The 18,292-nt window shown below is 63.3% G+C and carries 12 protein-coding genes; 3 read left to right on the forward strand and 9 right to left on the reverse strand.

Going from position 1 to position 18,292, the window contains the following annotated elements:
- The first annotated feature begins 135 nt into the window (after positions 1 to 135).
- Positions 136 to 1,845 (forward strand): trimethylamine N-oxide permease, encoded by a 1,710-nt coding sequence (locus NKI67_RS13700; protein WP_023675992.1) that lies wholly within the window; start codon positions 136 to 138, stop codon positions 1,843 to 1,845.
- Positions 1,846 to 1,992: 147 nt separating this feature from the next.
- Here NKI67_RS13700 and msuE read toward each other — a convergent pair whose 3' ends face one another.
- The 7 genes from msuE to NKI67_RS13735 form a co-directional block, all read right to left on the reverse strand.
- The gene (gene msuE, locus NKI67_RS13705; RefSeq protein WP_023675993.1) at positions 1,993 to 2,553 is read right to left on the reverse strand and encodes an FMN reductase; all 561 of its coding nucleotides are present in this window, start codon (positions 2,551 to 2,553) and stop codon (positions 1,993 to 1,995) included.
- Between the two features lie 115 nt (positions 2,554 to 2,668).
- The gene (locus tag NKI67_RS13710; protein WP_023675994.1) at positions 2,669 to 4,024 is read right to left on the reverse strand and encodes an LLM class flavin-dependent oxidoreductase; all 1,356 of its coding nucleotides are present in this window, start codon (positions 4,022 to 4,024) and stop codon (positions 2,669 to 2,671) included.
- 133 nt (positions 4,025 to 4,157) lie between these two features.
- Positions 4,158 to 5,651 (reverse strand): aldehyde dehydrogenase family protein, encoded by a 1,494-nt coding sequence (locus tag NKI67_RS13715; RefSeq protein WP_352621124.1) that lies wholly within the window; start codon positions 5,649 to 5,651, stop codon positions 4,158 to 4,160.
- Between the two features lie 70 nt (positions 5,652 to 5,721).
- Positions 5,722 to 8,862, reverse strand: a complete 3,141-nt coding sequence (locus NKI67_RS13720) for an efflux RND transporter permease subunit (protein WP_023675996.1) — start codon at positions 8,860 to 8,862, stop codon at positions 5,722 to 5,724.
- Between the two features lie 208 nt (positions 8,863 to 9,070).
- Positions 9,071 to 10,219: an efflux RND transporter periplasmic adaptor subunit gene (locus NKI67_RS13725; RefSeq protein WP_352645632.1), complete on the reverse strand. Its 1,149-nt coding sequence runs from the start codon at positions 10,217 to 10,219 to the stop codon at positions 9,071 to 9,073.
- A gap of 62 nt (positions 10,220 to 10,281) precedes the next feature.
- Positions 10,282 to 10,890 (reverse strand): TetR/AcrR family transcriptional regulator, encoded by a 609-nt coding sequence (locus tag NKI67_RS13730; protein ID WP_023675998.1) that lies wholly within the window; start codon positions 10,888 to 10,890, stop codon positions 10,282 to 10,284.
- A gap of 236 nt (positions 10,891 to 11,126) precedes the next feature.
- Complete coding sequence (locus NKI67_RS13735) at positions 11,127 to 12,767, reverse strand: acyl-CoA synthetase (protein ID WP_023675999.1); 1,641 nt, start codon at positions 12,765 to 12,767, stop codon at positions 11,127 to 11,129.
- A gap of 188 nt (positions 12,768 to 12,955) precedes the next feature.
- Between NKI67_RS13735 and NKI67_RS13740 the strand changes: the two genes are divergently transcribed.
- Together NKI67_RS13740 and NKI67_RS13745 are read left to right on the forward strand one after the other, a co-directional pair.
- A complete protein-coding gene (locus tag NKI67_RS13740; protein WP_023676000.1) occupies positions 12,956 to 13,921 on the forward strand; it encodes a sugar-binding transcriptional regulator in 966 nt (321 codons plus the stop codon).
- 83 nt (positions 13,922 to 14,004) lie between these two features.
- A complete protein-coding gene (locus NKI67_RS13745; protein WP_023676001.1) occupies positions 14,005 to 16,059 on the forward strand; it encodes a bifunctional aldolase/short-chain dehydrogenase in 2,055 nt (684 codons plus the stop codon).
- A gap of 68 nt (positions 16,060 to 16,127) precedes the next feature.
- Here NKI67_RS13745 and NKI67_RS13750 read toward each other — a convergent pair whose 3' ends face one another.
- Positions 16,128 to 17,183: a substrate-binding domain-containing protein gene (locus NKI67_RS13750; RefSeq protein WP_023676002.1), complete on the reverse strand. Its 1,056-nt coding sequence runs from the start codon at positions 17,181 to 17,183 to the stop codon at positions 16,128 to 16,130.
- A 47-nt stretch (positions 17,184 to 17,230) separates the two neighbouring features.
- Positions 17,231 to 18,226, reverse strand: a complete 996-nt coding sequence (locus tag NKI67_RS13755) for an ABC transporter permease (RefSeq protein ID WP_023676003.1) — start codon at positions 18,224 to 18,226, stop codon at positions 17,231 to 17,233.
- Positions 18,227 to 18,292 lie beyond the last annotated feature (66 nt).

Below are 18,292 nucleotides of genomic sequence, written 5' to 3' on the forward strand. Positions count from 1 at the left end.
GTCAATCTTCACTGCTAAGAAAAAAATACTACTGAGCGGAAAACGCCTGGGACCGTTCAACGTGAGCGTCGATGACGCCTCGCGAGATTGCGGCTGTTGCCGATGGGGAACATCAAAAATGGGGAATCCACGTAAATGAGCACGATAGTCACCACCTTGGTGCCGCCTGCCGAAGGGCAGCTGCACCGGAACATCGATTGGCGCGGCGCCTTCTGGGTGGCAAGCGGCGTTCCGGCCCTTGTCCTGTTTTCGATCGGCGGCATCGCCGGCACCACCGGAACACTGGCCTTCCTGATCTGGGCCGTATCCATGGTCATGGGCTTCCTGCAGTCCTTCACCTATGCGGAGATCGCCGGGCTGTTCCCGAACAAATCCGGCGGCGCCTCGGTCTACGGCGCCACCGCATGGCTGCGCTATTCGAAATTCATCGCGCCGCTTTCGGTGTGGTGCAACTGGTTCGCCTGGTCGCCGGTTCTGTCGCTCGGCTGCTCGATCGCCGCCGCCTATATCCTCAACGCACTGGCGCCGGTGCCGCTGTTCACCGACACTTCGCCGGAAGTCGCCGCCTATATTGCGGCCCATGCCGGAACCAGCGCCGCTGACGCCATCACCGCGGTCACCGCGGCGGCGACGCCGGCGATCCGTAACTGGACGCTCTACGGTCACACGCTTGGCCCGGTTTCCTTCACCTTCAACGCCACCTTCTTCATCGGCGCGGTGCTGATGCTGATCATCTTCTCGATCCAGCATCGCGGCATCCTGGGCACGGCCAACGTGCAGAAATATATCGGCCTGCTGGTGATCATCCCGATGCTCATCGTCGGCGTGGTGCCGATCGTCACCGGCCAGATCAACTGGGCAAATTTTTCGCCGCTGGTGCCGCTCGCCGCCGCCTATGCGCCGGAGGCCGGCGCGTGGAACATCGCCGGCTGGACGCTGGTGCTCGGCGGCATGTTCATCGCGGCATGGTCGACCTACGGCTTCGAGACCGCGGTCTGCTACACCTCCGAGTTCAAAAACCCGGGCACCGATACCTTCAAGGCGATCTTCTACTCCGGCCTGTTGTGCATGCTGCTGTTCATCCTGGTGCCGTTCACCTTCCAGGGCGTGCTCGGCTTGAACGGCATGCTGGCGACGCCGATCGTCGACGGCTCCGGCGTTGCCGATGCGCTGGCCGGCATGGTCGGCGGCGGACAGCTGATCCACAGCCTGCTGGTGATGCTGATGATCCTGGCGCTGGTGCTCTGCATCATGACGGCGATGGCCGGCTCCTCGCGCACGCTCTATCAAGGTTCGGTCGACGGCTGGCTGCCGCGCTATCTCAGCCATGTCAACGAGCACGGCGCCCCGACGCGGGCGATGTGGACCGACCTGATCTTCAACCTGATCGTGCTGGCCATCGCCTCGGCCGACGCAACGAGCTTCTTCTTCATCCTGGCGGTGTCGAATTGCGGCTACATCATCTTCAACTTCCTTAATCTCAATGCCGGCTGGATCCACCGCATCGACAATGGCCACATCGCGCGGCCATGGAAGGCGCCGAGCTGGGTACTCGGCCTCGGCGCCATCTTTGCCTATGTCAACGCGGTCTTCATGGGCGCCGGCGCCAAGGTGTGGAACCCGATGGCATTGTGGGCCGGGCTGATCACGGCAGCCTTGATCATCCCGGTGTTCTGCTTCCGGCACTACATCCAGGACAAGGGCAAATTCCCCGACCACATGCTGGCCGATCTCGGCATGAGCTCGTCCGACCTTGCGGTGAAAAAGGCGGGGATGCTGCCCTATCTGACGCTGGTCGCCGGCGTCGTGGTGATGCTGCTCGCCAACTGGCTGTTCGTCATCTGACGGCTTGCCTTGAGGGATCGGGCGCGCAAGGCGCGCTCGATCCCTGCATTTTGTTCTTGCTTTGTGCCGGCAGCTATGCTACTAATCTCGATATGGTGCTGATTCGCCCCGAGACCCGCCGCCGAGGCGGGTTTTTCTTTTTAGGGGCTATTCGGCAGCGGTGCCTGCGCGGGAGCGACCGCCAAGCGCTGCACCGATATCCTCGAGCACCTGTCCGACGCGCGCCTGGATCGTCTCGGACGCAAGCACGCCGTCGATGAAATCCCTGTCCGAAGCGTAGATCGCGGTCGGCAGCGTAAAGGCCTCGAAGAAGCCGAACAGCGGCCTCAGCTGGTGCTCGATGATCAGCGCATGCCGGTCGCCGCCGCCGGTCGCCAGCAGCACCACCGGCTTGCCCCTGAGCGCCGTTGGGTCGACAAGATCGAAGAAGTGCTTGAACAGGCCGGTGTAGCTGCCCTTGTAGGTGGGCGAGCCAACGACGAGCACGTCCGCCGCGACGACGCACTTGAGGATATCGCCCGCTTGCGCATCCAGTTCACGCGCCCATCTGGCGCCACCGAGGCTGGGGCCGAGGTCGACGACGTCATGCGTGCTGGCGGCCAGGCCATATCTGCCGGCTACCTCGTTCACGATACGATCGACGAAGCCGCGCGTCTTGGACGGCCGGGTGAAATTGCCTGAGAAACCGACAACGGCCGGATTGGTCATGATGCAAAGCCCTCGCGACGATTTCGGGCTGCCAGCCCGCTGCTCATGACCCTATGGACATTCGGACCGAACGAAAAGAACGGATGCTTGCCACGGTCTAAAATCATTACCGGTTCTAACCAGCTTTGCGGATCGCTGCCGTCTCAGGTTGGAAGAACCGGTTTGGCGGCCGCTTCAGGCCAAGATTTTCGCGCAGGGTCGATCCTTCGTATTCGCTCCTGAAAATGCCGCGCCGCTGCAATTCGGGCACGATTTTCTCGACGAAATCATCCAATCCGGCGGGAAGATAGGGGAACATGACGTTGAACCCGTCCGAGCCTTCGGTGACTAGCCATTCCTCCATCTCGTCGGCGATGGTTTTCGAAGTGCCGACGAAGGCAAGACCGGAATAGCCGCCCAGCCGCTGCGCAAGCTGCCTGACGGTCAGGTTTTCCTTGCGCGCCAGTTCGATGACGCGCTCGCGGCCGCTCTTGCTGGCGTTGCTTTCCGGGATTTCGGGCAAGACTGAATCCGGATCGAACCGCGACGCGTCGTGGCCGAGCGCGATCGACAGCGAGGCGACGCCGCTCTCGTAGTAGACGAGGCTGTCGAGCTTGGCCCGCTTCGTCTGCGCCTCCTCGACAGTCTCGCCGACAATGACGAAGGCGCCGGGCAGGATCTTGATGTCGTCGCGCGACCGGCCAAGTTTTTGCGCACGTTCCTTGACGTCGGCAAAGAAGCGCTGCCCCGAGGCGAGATCGGCATGGGCGGCGAAGATCACCTCGGCCGTTTCCGCGGCGAGCTGCCGTCCGGCCTCCGACGCGCCGGCCTGCACGATGACCGGCCAGCCCTGCACCGGCCGCGCGATATTGAGCGGTCCCCGCACCGAAAGATATTCGCCCTTGTGGTCGAGCACATGCAGCTTCGCCGGATCGAAATAGAGCCCGCTTTCGGCGTCGCGGATGAAGGCATCGTCGGCAAAACTGTCCCACAGGCCGGTGACGACATCATAAAACTCCCGCGCCCGGCGATAGCGCTCGTTGTGCTCGACATGCTCGTCGAGGCCGAAATTCAGCGCGGCGTCGGGATTGGATGTGGTGACGATATTCCAGCCGGCGCGCCCGCCGCTGATATGGTCGAGAGAGGCGAAACGACGGGCGATGTGGTACGGCGCGTCGAACGTCGTCGAGGCGGTTGCGATCAGCCCGATACGATCGGTGACGGCGGCAAGCGCCGACAACAGCGTGAACGGCTCGAAGGACGTGACCGTGTGGCTGCGCCGCAGCGCCTCGATCGGCATGTTGAGCACGGCCAGGTGGTCGGCCATGAAGAAGGCGTCGAACTTCGCCGCTTCCAGCCTTTGCGCGAAGTGCTTGAGATGCGCGAAATTGAAGTTGGCGTCGGGATAGGCGCCCGGGTAGCGCCAGGCGCCGGTATGAAGGCTGACGGGCCGCATGAAAGCGCCAAGCCGCAATTGTCGATTTTCTGCCATGGAAAAACGCACCGATGACGACGAGCGTAACGCTCCAATTGCTCGAGCATGGGATGGCTTTGCGGCCATGGGAAGGAATTCTGTTTTGCAAAACCGGCGTCGGGGAGCATTTTTTGTGCGGGCGGCGGACCGATCAATCGATCTTGATGAACACGCCCTTGGTGTTGAGATACTCAGCGAGGTGCTCGGCGCCGCCCTCGCGGCCGTAGCCGCTCATCTTGTAGCCGCCGAAGGGCACGGCCGGATCGATGGCGTGATAGGTATTGACCCAGACCGAGCCGGCGCGGATCTTGCGCGACAGCTGGTGGGCGGTGGCGAGATTTTGGGTGAAGACCCCTGCAGCCAGGCCGTAAGGCGTGTTGTTGGCCCGCTCGACCGCCTCGTCCAGCGTATCGAACGGCAAGGCTGAAATCACCGGCCCGAATATCTCCTCACGGGCGATCTTCATGTTGTCCGAGACGCCGGCAAAGACGGTCGGCGCGACGAAATTGCCGGCGGCAAGCGCGCCTTCCACAAGCCGGGTGCCTCCGGTGACGAGTTTCGCCCCTTCCGCGGTGCCGGCCTCGAGGTAACCGGTGACCCGTTGCAGCTGCTTTTCGGAGACGAGCGGACCGATCTCGGTCGCCGGGTCGATGCCGTCGCCGACCCTGAGACCCTTGGCGTATGCCGCGAGCCGCTCGACGAACTCGTCATGGACGGCGCGTTCGACGAAAAGGCGCGAACCGGCGATGCAGATCTGGCCGGAATTGGCGAACACCGACATCGCCGCCACCGGCACCGCCTTGTCGAGATCGGCATCGGCGCAGACGATGACCGGCGACTTGCCGCCGAGCTCCAGGGAGACGCGCTTGAGGTTGCCGGCCGAGGCCCGCACGATCGACTGGCCGGTTGCCGTCGAGCCGGTGAAGACGATCTTGTCGATGCCCATATGCTCGGCGAGTGCGGCACCTGCCTCGGTGCCGGTGCCGGTGACGATGTTGACGACGCCGGCCGGCACGCCGGCCTCGTTCATGATGTCGGCGATCAAAAGTGGCGTCAGCGGCGCCTCTTCCGACGGCTTCAGCACGATGGTGCAGCCGGTCGCCAGCGCCGGCCCGATCTTCCAGATCGACGCCGCCGTTGGCGCGTTCCAGGGAATGATGGCGCCGACGACGCCGACCGGCTCCTTGCGGGTGAAAGAGACGATTTCGCCGGGCAGCGAGTTGTCGATCGTCTCGCCGTGCAGCGCCGTCGCCATGCCGGCATAGTAGCGCAGCATGCCGATGACGCGGTTGCGATTGGCGCGGGTGCGTATGATCGGCATGCCCATGTCGGTGGTGTCGGAGCGGCTGATCTCTTCCCAGTGCTTTTCGAAGAGGTCGGCGATCCTCAGCAGCAGCACCTGCCGCTCATAAGGCTTGAACCGGCTCCACGGGCCCTCGAACGCCTTGCGCGCAGCAGTCACCGCCGAGTCGATGTCCTGCCGGTCGGCGCGCGGCACCGTGGCGATGACCGCGCCGGTGGCGGGATTGCGGCTCTCCGTGGTCCGGCCGGAGCGGGCATCGACCCAGCCGCCGCCGATGAACATCTGGCGATGGCGCCCGTCGATCGGCAGCCGCAGCGGTGCCTTTGTCTGAGCCATGGTCATGACGGTCCTCCTCCGGCGCCTACGCCTGGTGGGCGGATTAAACCGCCGGAGGTCACATTTGCCAACAGCTCTATTCGGCCGCCAGGGCCAGTTGCGGCCTTTCGCTTTCTTCTGCCACCTTGGCCGCCTCTTCCGTTGCCACCACCTTCTTGGGCTCCCTGCCGAAGAACAGCGCATAGGCTGCCGGCAGGACAAGGATGGTCAGCACCGTGGCGACGAGAATGCCGCCCATCATGGCGTAGGCGAGCGGCCCCCAGAAGACGCCGCGCGAGATCGGGATCAGCGCCAGCACCGCCGTCAGCGCCGTCAGCACGATCGGCCGGAACCGGCGCACCGCCGAGCCGATGATGGCCTCGGAGCGCTCCACGCCGGCGGCGATGTCCTGGTCGATCTGGTCGACCAGGATGATCGAGTTGCGCATGATGATGCCGAGCAGGGCGATGACGCCGAGGATGGCGACGAAGCCGAACGGCGCGCCGCTGATCAAAAGTGCCGCGGCCGCGCCGATGATGCCGAGCGGACCGGTGGCCAGCACCAGCATGGCCTTGCCGAAATGCTGCAGCTGGATCATCAGCAGCACGACGATGACGGCCAGCATGATCGGCGCTTTCGCCGCAATCGAGGCCTGGCTTTCGGCCGCATCCTCGGCGCCGCCCTGGATCTCGATCTTGTAGCCGGGTGCGAGGCTGGCGCGCAGGCCCTGCATCTCGCTGTACATTTTCATGGCGACATCGTTCGGCTGCACGCCGTCCGGCAGCGTGGCGCGCACGCTGATGGTCGGCAAGCGGTCGCGCCGCCATTCGACGCCTTGCTCCAGCACCGGGACGATCTTGGCGACCTGCGACAGCGGCACGGAGCCACCGAAATCGGTCGGGATGTAGACGGAGTCGACCGCCGACAGCAGGTGACGGCTTGCCTCCGGCTCACGGGCGACGATCGAAACCGTCTCCTCGCCGTCGCGGAAGTCATCGAGCGGCGCTCCCGACATGGTCGCCTGCAGTATCTGGCGGATGCGCTGCGAGGTGACGCCGAGCGCACGGGCGCGATCCTGGTCGATCACCAGCTTCATCGCCGGCACCGGCTCCAGCCAGTCGTCGTGGATGGCGCCGAGCAGCGGATTTGCCTGGAACTTCGCCTTCACCTCGTCGGCGATGCGGCGCACCTCCTGGCGATCCGGACCCATGACGCGCATCTGCACCGGCCAGCCGGTCGGCGGACCAAGGAACAGGCGATCGACCTTGGCGCGGATCGATGGGAAATCCTCGGCCAGGATGGTGCGCAGCTTGACGATCAGCCGCTCGCGGGCTGGTTCGTCATTGGCCATCACCAGAAGCTGGGCGAAGTTCGGGTTGCGAAGCTGCTGGTCGAGCGGCAGGAAGAAGCGCGGCGCGCCTTCGCCGATATAGGTGGCGATGAAGCGCTTGTCCTTGTCGTCCATCATCCTGGCTTCGAGCGCCTTGGCCTGGGTCTCGACTTCCTTGATGCTGGTGCCTTCCGGCAACCAGAGGTCGACAAGGATTTCCGGGCGCGACGATTGCGGGAAGAAATTCTGCGGGATGAACTGGAACGCCCACAGGCTGGTGGCAAACGTCATCAGCGTCATCACCAGGACGATGATGCGGTGGCGCACCGCCCATGCAACGGTCGAGCGAAGACGGCGGTAGAAGCGCGTGTCGAAGACATCGTGATGGTTGCCGGCGTGCTTGCGCTGCTTCAGGATCATGTGGCCGAGCCATGGCGTGAAATAGACCGCCGCGAACCAGGACACGATCAGCGCGATGCCGACGACGTAAAAAAGGGTGCGCACATATTCGCCGGCGGTCGAGGCAGCGAACCCGACGGGAATGAAGCCGGCCGTCGTGATCAGCGTGCCGGTCAGCATCGGGAAAGCGGTCGAGGAGTAGGCGAAGCTCGCCGCCTCGACCTTGACCAAGCCTTCCTCTAGTTTTCGCTCCATCATTTCGACGACGATCATCGCGTCGTCGACCAAGAGCCCAAGAGCGATGATCAGCGCGCCGAGCGAAATGCGCTGCAGGTCGATGCCGAGCTCGTACATGATGGCGAAGGTGGCGGCCAGGACCAGCGGAATGACGATCGCGATCACCAGGCCCGAGCGCCAGCCGATCGACAGGAACGATACAAAAAGCACGATCAGCAGCGCTTCGCCGAGCGCTTCCATGAACTCGCTCACCGCCTCCTTCACGACATGCGGCTGGTCGGAAATCTGATCGACCGAAACGCCATAGGGCAGCGCCTCTTCGAAGCGCTTGTAGGTCGCTTCGACGTCCTTGCCGACGTCGGTGACGTTGAAGCCCTTGGCCATGACGACGCCGAGCTGGACGCTGTCGTGTCCGTTGAAACGGTACTTGCGCTGGTACGGATCCTCGAGGCCCGAGGTCACGGTGGCGATGTCGCCGAGGCGCGTCACCTGGTTGCCGGCGCGCAGGCGAAGCTCGCGGATGTCGGCCGCCCTGGTGACATCGCCCTCGACCGAAATGCGCACCGAACGCTGGCCGGTGTCGACCGAACCTGCCGGGTCGACATTGTTCTGGCCTCGGATCGCATTCTGCAGGTCGGTCAACGTCAGGCCACGTTCGGCAAGCGCCTTGGATGAAACGTCGATGTAGAGTTTTTCCGGCTGGTCGCCGATGATCACGGCCTTCTCGACACCGGGCGTCGTCAGCAGCATGTCACGCGCCTGGATGGCGAATTTCTTCAGCTCGGGATAGCTGTAGCCGTCGCCGCTGATCGAATGCAGGGTGATGAACGTGTCACCGAATTCGTCATTGAAGTAAGGCCCAAGCAGCCCCTGCGGCAGCTCATTGGCGATATCGCCGACCTTCTTGCGCACCTGATAGAAAGCATCGGCGACCTGCGCCGGATTGGTGTCGCCCTTGACCTGCAAGGTGATGATGGCGCTGCCGGCGCGGGTGTAGGAGCGGACGAAATCGAGGTGCGGCGTTTCCTGCAGCTTGCGCTCGATCTTGTTGACGACCTGGTCCTCCATCTCCTTGATCGAGGAGCCTGGCCAGATCGCCTGGACGACCATGACGCGGAAGGTGAAATCGGGGTCTTCCTTTTGGCCCATGCGCATCAGGCCGAGCGCACCGGCCACGATGATCAGCCCGAACAGGAAGCGGGCAATGCTCGGATGGCCGATTGCCCAGCGCGAAAGATTGAAAGACCGCTTTTCATTGGTGTCGATGGTCATCGGCGTCAGTCCGTTTCAATTTGATCAACAGAGCACGCGCTTTCGCATGCCCAAGGAACTTCCGATGTGGGCTTCCGGGCGGCGTGGCTTTCCGAGTTGAGAGATCTACATCGCGGTGGGACGCGAGGATCGACGTGGGGGTTACATCGACCTGAGATCTCGAAAATCGGGGGCGCCTGCCGCCCGGAAACCGTGAATTGCCTGGCCGTCAGCGCAAGCGCCTTGCAGCGTCATCGGCCGACGCCGACTGTTGCGCCGCATCACCGGTCAGCTTGACTTTCAGATTCTCGGTCATGAACTGCGTGCCGGCGGCGACGACGACGTCACCCGGCTTCAGCCCATCGGCGACACTGACGCCGTCGGGGGTGAAGGCGGCGACCTTGACCGGATGCGCATGGACGGTCCCGCCGTTGCGGTCGACTGTCCAGACGATCGATTGGCTGTCCTTTTGCGCCAACGCGGCCAGCGGGATCGACACCAGTTGCTGCCGGTTGTCCGCCGCGGCTTCGATGGAGGCGGTCATGCCTAGCAGCACGCGAGAATCGTTGGGCAGGCTGACGCGAACGGCAAAGGTGCGCGACTGCGGATCGGCGCTGCCGGCGACTTCGCGGACCTTGCCGTCGAGCGTCAGCGCCTCATCGGACCAGAAGCCAGCCTTGACGGTCTTGCCCGGCTTGAATTCGGCGATATCGGTTTCCGGAACAGCGATCAGGACTTCCTTCTCGCCGTCGATGGCAACGGTCACCACCGGCGTGCCGGAGCCGACCACCTGGCCGACATCGGCGGCAACGGCAGTGACGATGCCGTTCTTGTCCGCCTTGAGATCGGTATAGCGGACCTGGTTCTGTGCCTGGGCAAGCTGCGAGCGGGCGGAGTCTCGCGTGGCGACAGCCTGATTATAGGCGAGCGTCGCCTGCTCGAGCTGCGACTTCGGCGCGAAATTCTTGGCGTAGAGCTGTTCGGCCCGCTTGCGCGTAAGCTCGACTGTCTCGACCTGACGGTCGGCAGCATCGAGGCTGGCCTGAGCGCTTCTCACCGAAAGCTCGTAGTCGGTGGGATCGATGCGGGCGAGAACGTCGCACGGCTTGACGCGGTCACCGATGTCGACAAGGCGCTCGGTGATCTTGCCGTTGATGCGAAAACCGAGATTCATCTCGGTGCGGGCACGCACCGATCCGGAATAGGAAAGCTGACGGGTATCGCTCGCCTTAGCGATCTCGACCACCTTGACCGGGCGGATGATCTCGGTGACCTCGGCTTTCTCCTGCGAGCAGCCGGCGAGGCCGAGAGCGACAACCATAATCAATGCTAGGCCGGCGGCCGGTCGCCTGTAGGTGATGGACTTGGACAAAGACACTTTTCGTACTCCCGAACTGTGGGGATGAATTGCCGGTATCGCCGCCCGACGGGCGGCAACGGTCATTTCTTCAAGGCTCTGATGGCAAACTCGGTAAGCTCGTCCGGCGTCGCCCGGTTCTTCTTGGCGAGGCACTGGGCCATCATCTGCGGATGACAGAGGCTGATAATGGCAGCGCCGAAGCACCGGGAAGCGATCACCGGATCCTGATCGACGAACTCGCCGGTAGCGATTCCCTCGCGGATCACTTCCGCGACCAGTTCATGGATGCTGTCGATGTGCTTTTCGATGACGTGCCAGTCGCGCTCGATGGCGACGATGACCATCTCGTGCACCTTCTCCTGGTCGATCATGGTCTCGAGCGTCCACTGGTAGTGCGTATGCACGTAGCGGCGGAGCTTTTCGCTGGCGGTGCCGGGGCCATGGCAGGCTTCGTAGGTCAACCGGTAGCAGGTCTCGAGCATACGGCCGCAAACCGCCTGGTGGATTTCCACCTTGGAGGCGAAGAAGCGGTAGATGTTGGCGGTCGACATGCCGAGTTCGCGCGCTATGTCGGCGACGTTGGTCTTGCCGTAGCCGTAGTGGCGAAACAATCGCTCCGCGCAATCCAGGATGCGCGTGACATTTTCCTGGCGGGCGGAATCGGCGGTGGTGTCTAGGGTTTCAAGCATCTCGTTGGCCAATTTACGACTGACGAATTTAGAATTTCGTCACTCGTAAATTGAAAACCATCACCTGTCAAGGCACGATTTTGGCTGCTGATGACAGATGGTGACATCCCTGGACGGAGTTGGCCCATGAAACGCATGTGGTTTCCGCCGGGCGAGCCTGCAACGCCGCCCCGTGTTTTTTGCGAACGATCTTGAAAAGATGCTTTCCGAAATCGGTTCCGTTTTCGGATCAGGCCCTAAGGCTGCTTTGCCATCTCCCGCAGCCGGAACTTCTGGATCTTGCCCGTCGAAGTCTTCGGGATTTCCGCGAAGATCACCGCTTTCGGCACCTTGAAGCGGGCGAGCAGCGCGCGGCAGTGCTCGATTACCTCCGCCTCGGTCGCCGCCTTGCCCGGCTTCAGCTCGACATAGGCGACCGGCACCTCGCCCCATTTGTCGTCGGATCGGGCGACAACGCCGCAAGAAGCGACGGCGGGATGCTTGTACAGCGCCTCCTCGACCTCGATCGAGGAGATGTTTTCGCCGCCGGAGATGATGATGTCCTTGGAACGGTCCTTGAGCTGGATGTAGCCGTCCGGATGGATGACGCCGAGGTCGCCCGAATGGAACCAGCCGCCGGCAAAGGCCTCGTCGCTCGCCTTGCGGTTCTTGAGATAGCCTTTCATGACGATGTTGCCGCGGAACATCACCTCGCCGATGGTCTCGCCGTCGGCCGGCGTCTCTTGCATCGTCTGCGGGTCCATCACCGTCAGGCCTTCGAGCGCGGCATAGCGTACGCCTTGCCTGGCCTTCTTCGCCGCCCTCGCCCCTTTCTCCAGCCGGTCCCACTCGCCATGCCATTCGTTGACGACGGCCGGGCCATAGGTTTCGGTCAGGCCGTAGAGATGGGTGACGGCAAAGCCCGCATCGGCCATGCCCGACAGCACCGCCTCGGGCGGCGGCGCCGCGGCGGTGTTGAAGGTGACGGTCTGCGGGAACTGCCGCTTGTCCTCGTCCCTGGCGTTGATCAGCACCGACATGACGATGGGTGCACCGCACAGATGGGTGACGCCGTGATCGGCGATGGCGTCGTAGATCGGCTTCGGCCGCACCCAGCGCAGGCAGACATGCGTGCCGCCCTGCACGGCAAGCGTCCAGGGAAAGCACCAGCCGTTGCAGTGGAACATCGGCAATGTCCACAGATAGACGGGGTGCTTGCCCATGCCGGCATGGATGGTGTTGGCATAGGCCATCAATGCCGCGCCCCGATGGTGGCAGACGACGCCCTTCGGATTGCCTGTCGTGCCGGAGGTGTAGTTGAGCGAAATGGCATCCCATTCGTCGTCCGGCATCGACCAGGCGAAATCCTCGTCGCCGCCGGCGACAAACGCCTCATAGTCCAGCGTGCCGATCCGCTCGCCCTTGGGATAGGGCGCATCGGCGGCATAGTCGGGATCGTCGTAATCGATCAGCAGCGGCCTGACCTTGGCCAGCGTCAGCGCTTGCCGAACCACGCCGGCGAATTCGCGGTCGACGATCAGCACCTTGCTTTCGGCGTGATCGAGCTGGAAGGCAATGACGGCGGCGTCGAGGCGGGTGTTGAGCGAATGCAGCACCGCCCTGGTCATCGGCACGCCGAAATGCGCTTCCAGCATCGGCGGTGTGTTGGACAGCATGACGGTGACGGTGTCGCCCTTGCCGATACCGCGCTTCGCCAGCGCCGAGGCAAGCCTCAGCGAGCGCTTCCAGAAATCGCGATAGGTCGTGCGCTGGCGGCCATGGATGATGGCGGTCTGATCGGGAAAGGTTTTTGCCGCCCGCTCAAAATAGGTCAGCGGCGTCAGCGGCTGGTGGTTGGCCGGGTTCCTGTCTAGGTCCTGTTCGTAGGGATTGCCCATCCCGTCCTCCGCAATGTGTTCGTCGAGAACTTTAGCTACCGGCTTCCGACCCGTCACCACCAACGATGCCATCATAGACCGCGTTTGGCACAAGAAAGGTCTAGATTCGGCGAGCGAAAGGGCATCTATGCCTTCCTCCCAATTTGACTTTTGTCGAGAGCCGTGAATAATGTCAGCAAGGAGATGGCATGGCGATCCGACCGGCAGAACAGCTTATCCACAAGGCCGCCTGGCTTTACTATGCACACGGCCTGCGCCAGGACCAGGTGGCCAGCCAGCTCAAGATTTCCCGTGCCTCGGTGGCGATGTATCTGCGCAAGGCGCGCGAGACCGGCATCGTCAACATCTCGACCTCGACCCAGCTTTTCACCGACGACGTGCTGGCACGCAAGCTGGAAGACGCGCTGAAGCTCGACGCGGTCTGGATCGCGCCGGAAAACGGCTATGTCGCCGACCCCTCGACCGACATCGCGGTGCTGGCGGCAAGCGTCTTTCTCGAGCTGATCAGGAAGGGCGACCGCATCGGCGTCGCCTGGGGACGGACCATCTACACGATCGCCGACATCATGTCCTATGCCGATCTGCAGGACGTCACCGTGGTGCAGCTCTGCGGCAATCTGGGCGCCCCCTATTCGTACCGGCCGGACCAATGCACGATGGAAATCGCGCGCCGGCTCAACGCCAAGGGGCTGAATTTCTACGCGCCGCTGGTGCTGACGACGGAAGAACTGGCACGCGGCCTGCGCGCCGAGCCGGTGATCCGCGAGCAATTGTCGGGCATCGGCGAATGCGGCCTGGCGCTGTATTCGGTAGGCTCGGTGGACACCGACAGCCATCTGGTCAAATGCGGCGCGCTGACGCCAAGCGAAATGGCTGTATTGCGCAAGGCGGGTGCGGCCGGCGTCATTGCCGGGCAGATCATCGACGCCCGAGGCCAGGCGCTCGACTGCAGCTACAACCGCCGGCTGATTTCGGCAGAGCTGTCATCGCTGCGCAGGATCGGAAAGCGCCTTGTAGTGGTGCAGGAGGACAGCAAGTTCGAACCGCTCGCCGCGGCGATCGCCGGCGGGCTCTGCACCCATCTCGTCGTCGGCGCGCGCATGGCGCGGCGGCTGCTCGACCACGCTGGAGCAACAGCAGAAGAGGTCGCCTGATACCCAGTTCCAGCCGCCGGCGCGTTGGCATCAATGTGTCGCGGCATTCCTGTTCCAACAAAGAGAAATCGGACGAAGCTGACATGAAGAACCTGTGGAATGACGGCGAGGCGGAGAAGCTGGTCGCCGACTATGCAAAGAAGGGTGTGGCCCGCGATCTGGCGCTGCGCGTCTATACGACCAGGCTGCTGGGCGGCGAGCCGCGGCTCGTCCTGCATGGCGGCGGCAACACCTCGTGCAAGACCAAGGCCACCGACCTTGTCGGCGACGAATGGGACGTGCTCTGCGTCAAGGGCAGCGGCTGGGACATGGGCGTCATCGAGCCGCAGGGCCTGCCGGCGGTCAAGCTCGGCGCGCTGTTGAAGGCGCGGTCGCTCAAGAAGCTCTCCGACGAGGACATGGTCGCGCTGCAGCGGGCGAACCTCATCGATCCGTCCTCGCCCAATCCGTCGGTCGAGACGCTGCTGCACGCCTTCCTGCCGCACAAATTCGTCGACCACACGCATTCGACAGCGATCCTGGCCATCGTCGACCAGGAGGACAGCGAAGCGCTGAGCCGGAAGGTGTTCGGCGAAAAGATGGGCTTCGTGCCTTACATCATGCCGGGCTTCGATCTGGCCAAGGCGGCCGCCGATGTATTCGACGCCGATCCGACGGTCGAAGGCCTGATCCTAGACAAGCACGGCATCTTCACCTTCGGCGACGATGCCAGGCAGGCCTATGACCGGATGATCCATTATGTGAACGTCGCCGAGGATTTCATCGCCGGGAACGGCAAGCCGCGCACCGAAAAAGTGGCACTGCCGGCCAGGCTGGCGAAGCCCGCGGACATTGCGCCGATGCTGGGCGGCGCGGTGGCGGTGGCACGCGGCGAAGGCCGCTTCGATCGGATGATCAGCGATTTCCGCACCTCGGATGCGATCGTCGATTTCATCAATTCGGCAAAAATTGCCGACTATGCCGGACGCGGCGTGTCGACACCCGACCTGTCGATCCGCATCAAAACCGGACCGATGGCACTGCCGGCGCCCGACGCGGACAAGGTCGGCGACTACAAATCCGTCATCCGCCAGCATGTCGAGAAATTCGCCAAGGACTATCGCGCCTATTTCGAAACCAATGATGCGCTCGACGACGTGAAGCGCACCATGCTCGACCCGATGCCGCGGCTGACGCTGGTGCCCGGCCTCGGCATGTTCGGCCACGGCCGCACGCTGAAGGATGCGAAGATTGCCTCGGACGTCGGCGAAATGTGGATCGAGGCGGTACGCGGCGCCGAAGCCGTCGGCGATTTCCGCCCGCTCTCCAAAAGCGATCTGTTCCCGCTCGAATACTGGTCGCTGGAACAGGCCAAGCTCGCCGCCAACAAGCCGAAGCCGCTGACCGGCCAGGTGGTGCTGGTCACCGGCGGCGCCGGCGCGATCGGTGCTGCCACGGCAAAGCTGTTCGCCGACAACGGTGCCCATGCCGTCGTCGTCGATCTCGATGGGTCAAGGGCTGCCGAGGCGGCAAAAAAGGCTGGCAACGGTTCGATCGGCATTGGCGCCGACATCACCGATCCGGTGCAGATGCGCGCCGCCTTCGACAAAGCGGTCGACGTCTACGGCGGCCTCGACATTCTCGTCTCCAATGCCGGTGCTGCCTGGGAGGGCCGGATCGGCGAGCTCGACGACGCCACCTTGCGCAAAAGCTTCGAACTCAATTTCTTCGCCCATCAGTCGGCGGCGCAGAATGCCGTGCGCATCATGCTGGAACAGGGCACCGGCGGCGTGCTGTTGTTCAACACCTCCAAGCAGGCGGTCAATCCGGGGCCGAAGTTCGGCGCCTATGGCATTCCCAAGGCGGCAACGCTGTTCCTGTCCAGGCAATATGCGCTCGACTACGGCGCGCATGGCATCCGCTCCAATGCCGTCAACGCCGACCGCATCCGTTCGGGGCTGTTGACCGATGCCATGATCACCAGCCGCTCGGGCGCGCGCGGCGTCTCGGCGAAGGAGTACATGTCCGGCAACCTGCTCGGGCAGGAAGTGACGGCCGAAGACGTCGCCCAAGCCTTCCTGCATCAGGCGCTGGCCGAGCGGACCACCGCCGATGTGACGACAGTCGATGGCGGCAACATCGCGGCGGCGTTGAGGTAGATCTAAACACCGGACCAACAAAAAGAGCGGCCCGCGAGCCGCTCTTTTCCTTTGCCTATAGCGAAAGACTACTTCGCGTTCGGGTTCGGCATCCAGGCCGGCATCGCGACGTCGGCATGGGCGAATTGCGGCAGCTTGGCCGAGAGGTCTTCCATGTTCTTGATGTCCTTGTCGACGAGGTCCTTCTGGGTGATCAGCGTCGGCGGTACAATGACGTTGTGGCCGGGATCTTCACCGGCCAACAGCTGCGCCAGCGCACGCACCGAGACCTGGCCGACGACGGCCGGGTTGGTGGCGGCGGTTGCCGCCCAGGCGCTGTCCGGCTCGCGCATCGCGGCGATGTCCGAGGTCGAGATGTCGGCCGAATAGATCTTGATGTCCTTGTTCAGTCCGGCTTCGTCGACCGCGATCTTCACGCCCTTGGCGAATTCGTCATAGGGCGCGAACATCACCTTGATGTCGGGGTGGGCCGATAGCACCGAACGGGCCTGGTTGGCGACCGAATTGGCGATCGGATTGTCGAGCGTGCCGAACATGGCGGCTTCGTTGATGCCCGAATATTTCTTCTTGAATTCGACCCAGGTCTCGTTGCGGCGGTCGAGCGGCGCGATGCCGGCGACATAGACATAGCCGGCCTTCCAGCTCTCGCCATTGTCCTTGACCGCCTGTTCGAGCGCCAGGCGCGCGAGGTCGCGGTCGGATTGCTCGATCTGCGGGATCTTGGGGTTTTCGACATTGACGTCGAAGGCGACGACCTTGATGCCGGCCTCGACCGCGCGCTGGGCGGCGTCCTTCATCGATTCCGTCAGGCCGTGCTGGATGATGATGCCCTGGACGCCGAGCGCGATGGCCTGGTCGACCATGTCCGCCTGAAGCGCCGCGTCCTGGCGGCTGTCGAGCACGCGCAGGTCGACACCGAGTGCCTTGGCCTGCGCCTCGACGCCGGACAGATACGCCTGGAAGAAGTCGCCAGTCGAGAGATAGCGGACCAGCGCTATCTTGACGGCGCCCGGCTTGTCGAACGGCGCCGGCCTGTCCTGCGCCATCGCCGGCAACTGCATAAGCAATGTTGCGCCGGCAAGCCCGAGCGCTGCCTTCCCTAAAAGCCTTCTTGTGATGTTCACGTCGTTTCCTCCACTTGTTGAACCCAAAATGTGACCCGGTCGAACCCCTATCTCCTGCCCCTGCCGGAAAGGGCGAAGGTAAAGACAAGGGCGACCACGAGAACCACGCCCTTGACGAAATCCTGCGTGTAGTAAGGCGCGTTCATCATCGTCAGGCCCTGCAACAGCACGCCGACAAACACCGCGCCGACAGCCGTGCCGAAGGCGTTCGGCTTGGCGGCGCCGAGAACCGCGTAACCGATGAGTGCCGCAGCCACCGCGTCGAGCAACAGATTATTACCCGAGGCGATGTCGCCGCGTCCAAGCCGGGCAGCGAGCAAAATGCCGCCGATCGAGGCAAAAACTCCCGAAATCACATAGGCCCAGATTTTGTATGCCTTGACAGGCGCGCCGGCGAGTTCTGCGGCGCGTTCGTTGCTGCCGACCGCATACATCATGCGCCCGAAACGCGTGTATTCGAGAAAGAACCAGATCAGCACCGCCAGCACGAGCAGGACGACGACCGACACCGGAATGAGGTTCGGGATGAAGAAATCGAAGCGATGGCGGCCAAGCGCCAGGAACGCGGCGCCGAAACTGCCGTTGGCGACCGAGCCGTCGGGCATGGTCATGCCAGTGGCGATCGAACGGCCCTCGGTCGGTATGCGCTGCAGGCCGACAAGCAGGAACATCATGCCGAGCGTCGCCAAAAGGTCCGGAACCCGCATATAGACGATCAGCCAGCCATTGATCAGGCCGACGACGGCGCCGATCACAAGACAGACGACGACCGCCACGACGGCGTTCTGCCCCAGCACCACCATGACATAGGCAGCCGCCATCATGGCGCTGGTGGCGACAGAGCCGATCGACAGGTCGAAGCCGCCGACGACCAGCGTGGCGGTGACGCCGAGCGCCAGAACACCGGTGATGGCGACCGACTGGAAGATGAAGACGGCGCTTTGCGGCGAGACGAAACCATCGGCGGCAACAGCGAAATAGGCGATCAGCCCGAACAACAGAACGATGAAGCCGTAGCGAATAGCATTGTCGCGCAGGATCATTCAGCGCTCCCGCACGCTGGCACCGTCTTTATCCGACCCGAATTCATGCCCTCTCCATTCCAATTC

The sequence above is a fragment of the Mesorhizobium sp. M0408 genome (genome assembly GCF_040321495.1).
Lineage (GTDB): Bacteria > Pseudomonadota > Alphaproteobacteria > Rhizobiales > Rhizobiaceae > Mesorhizobium.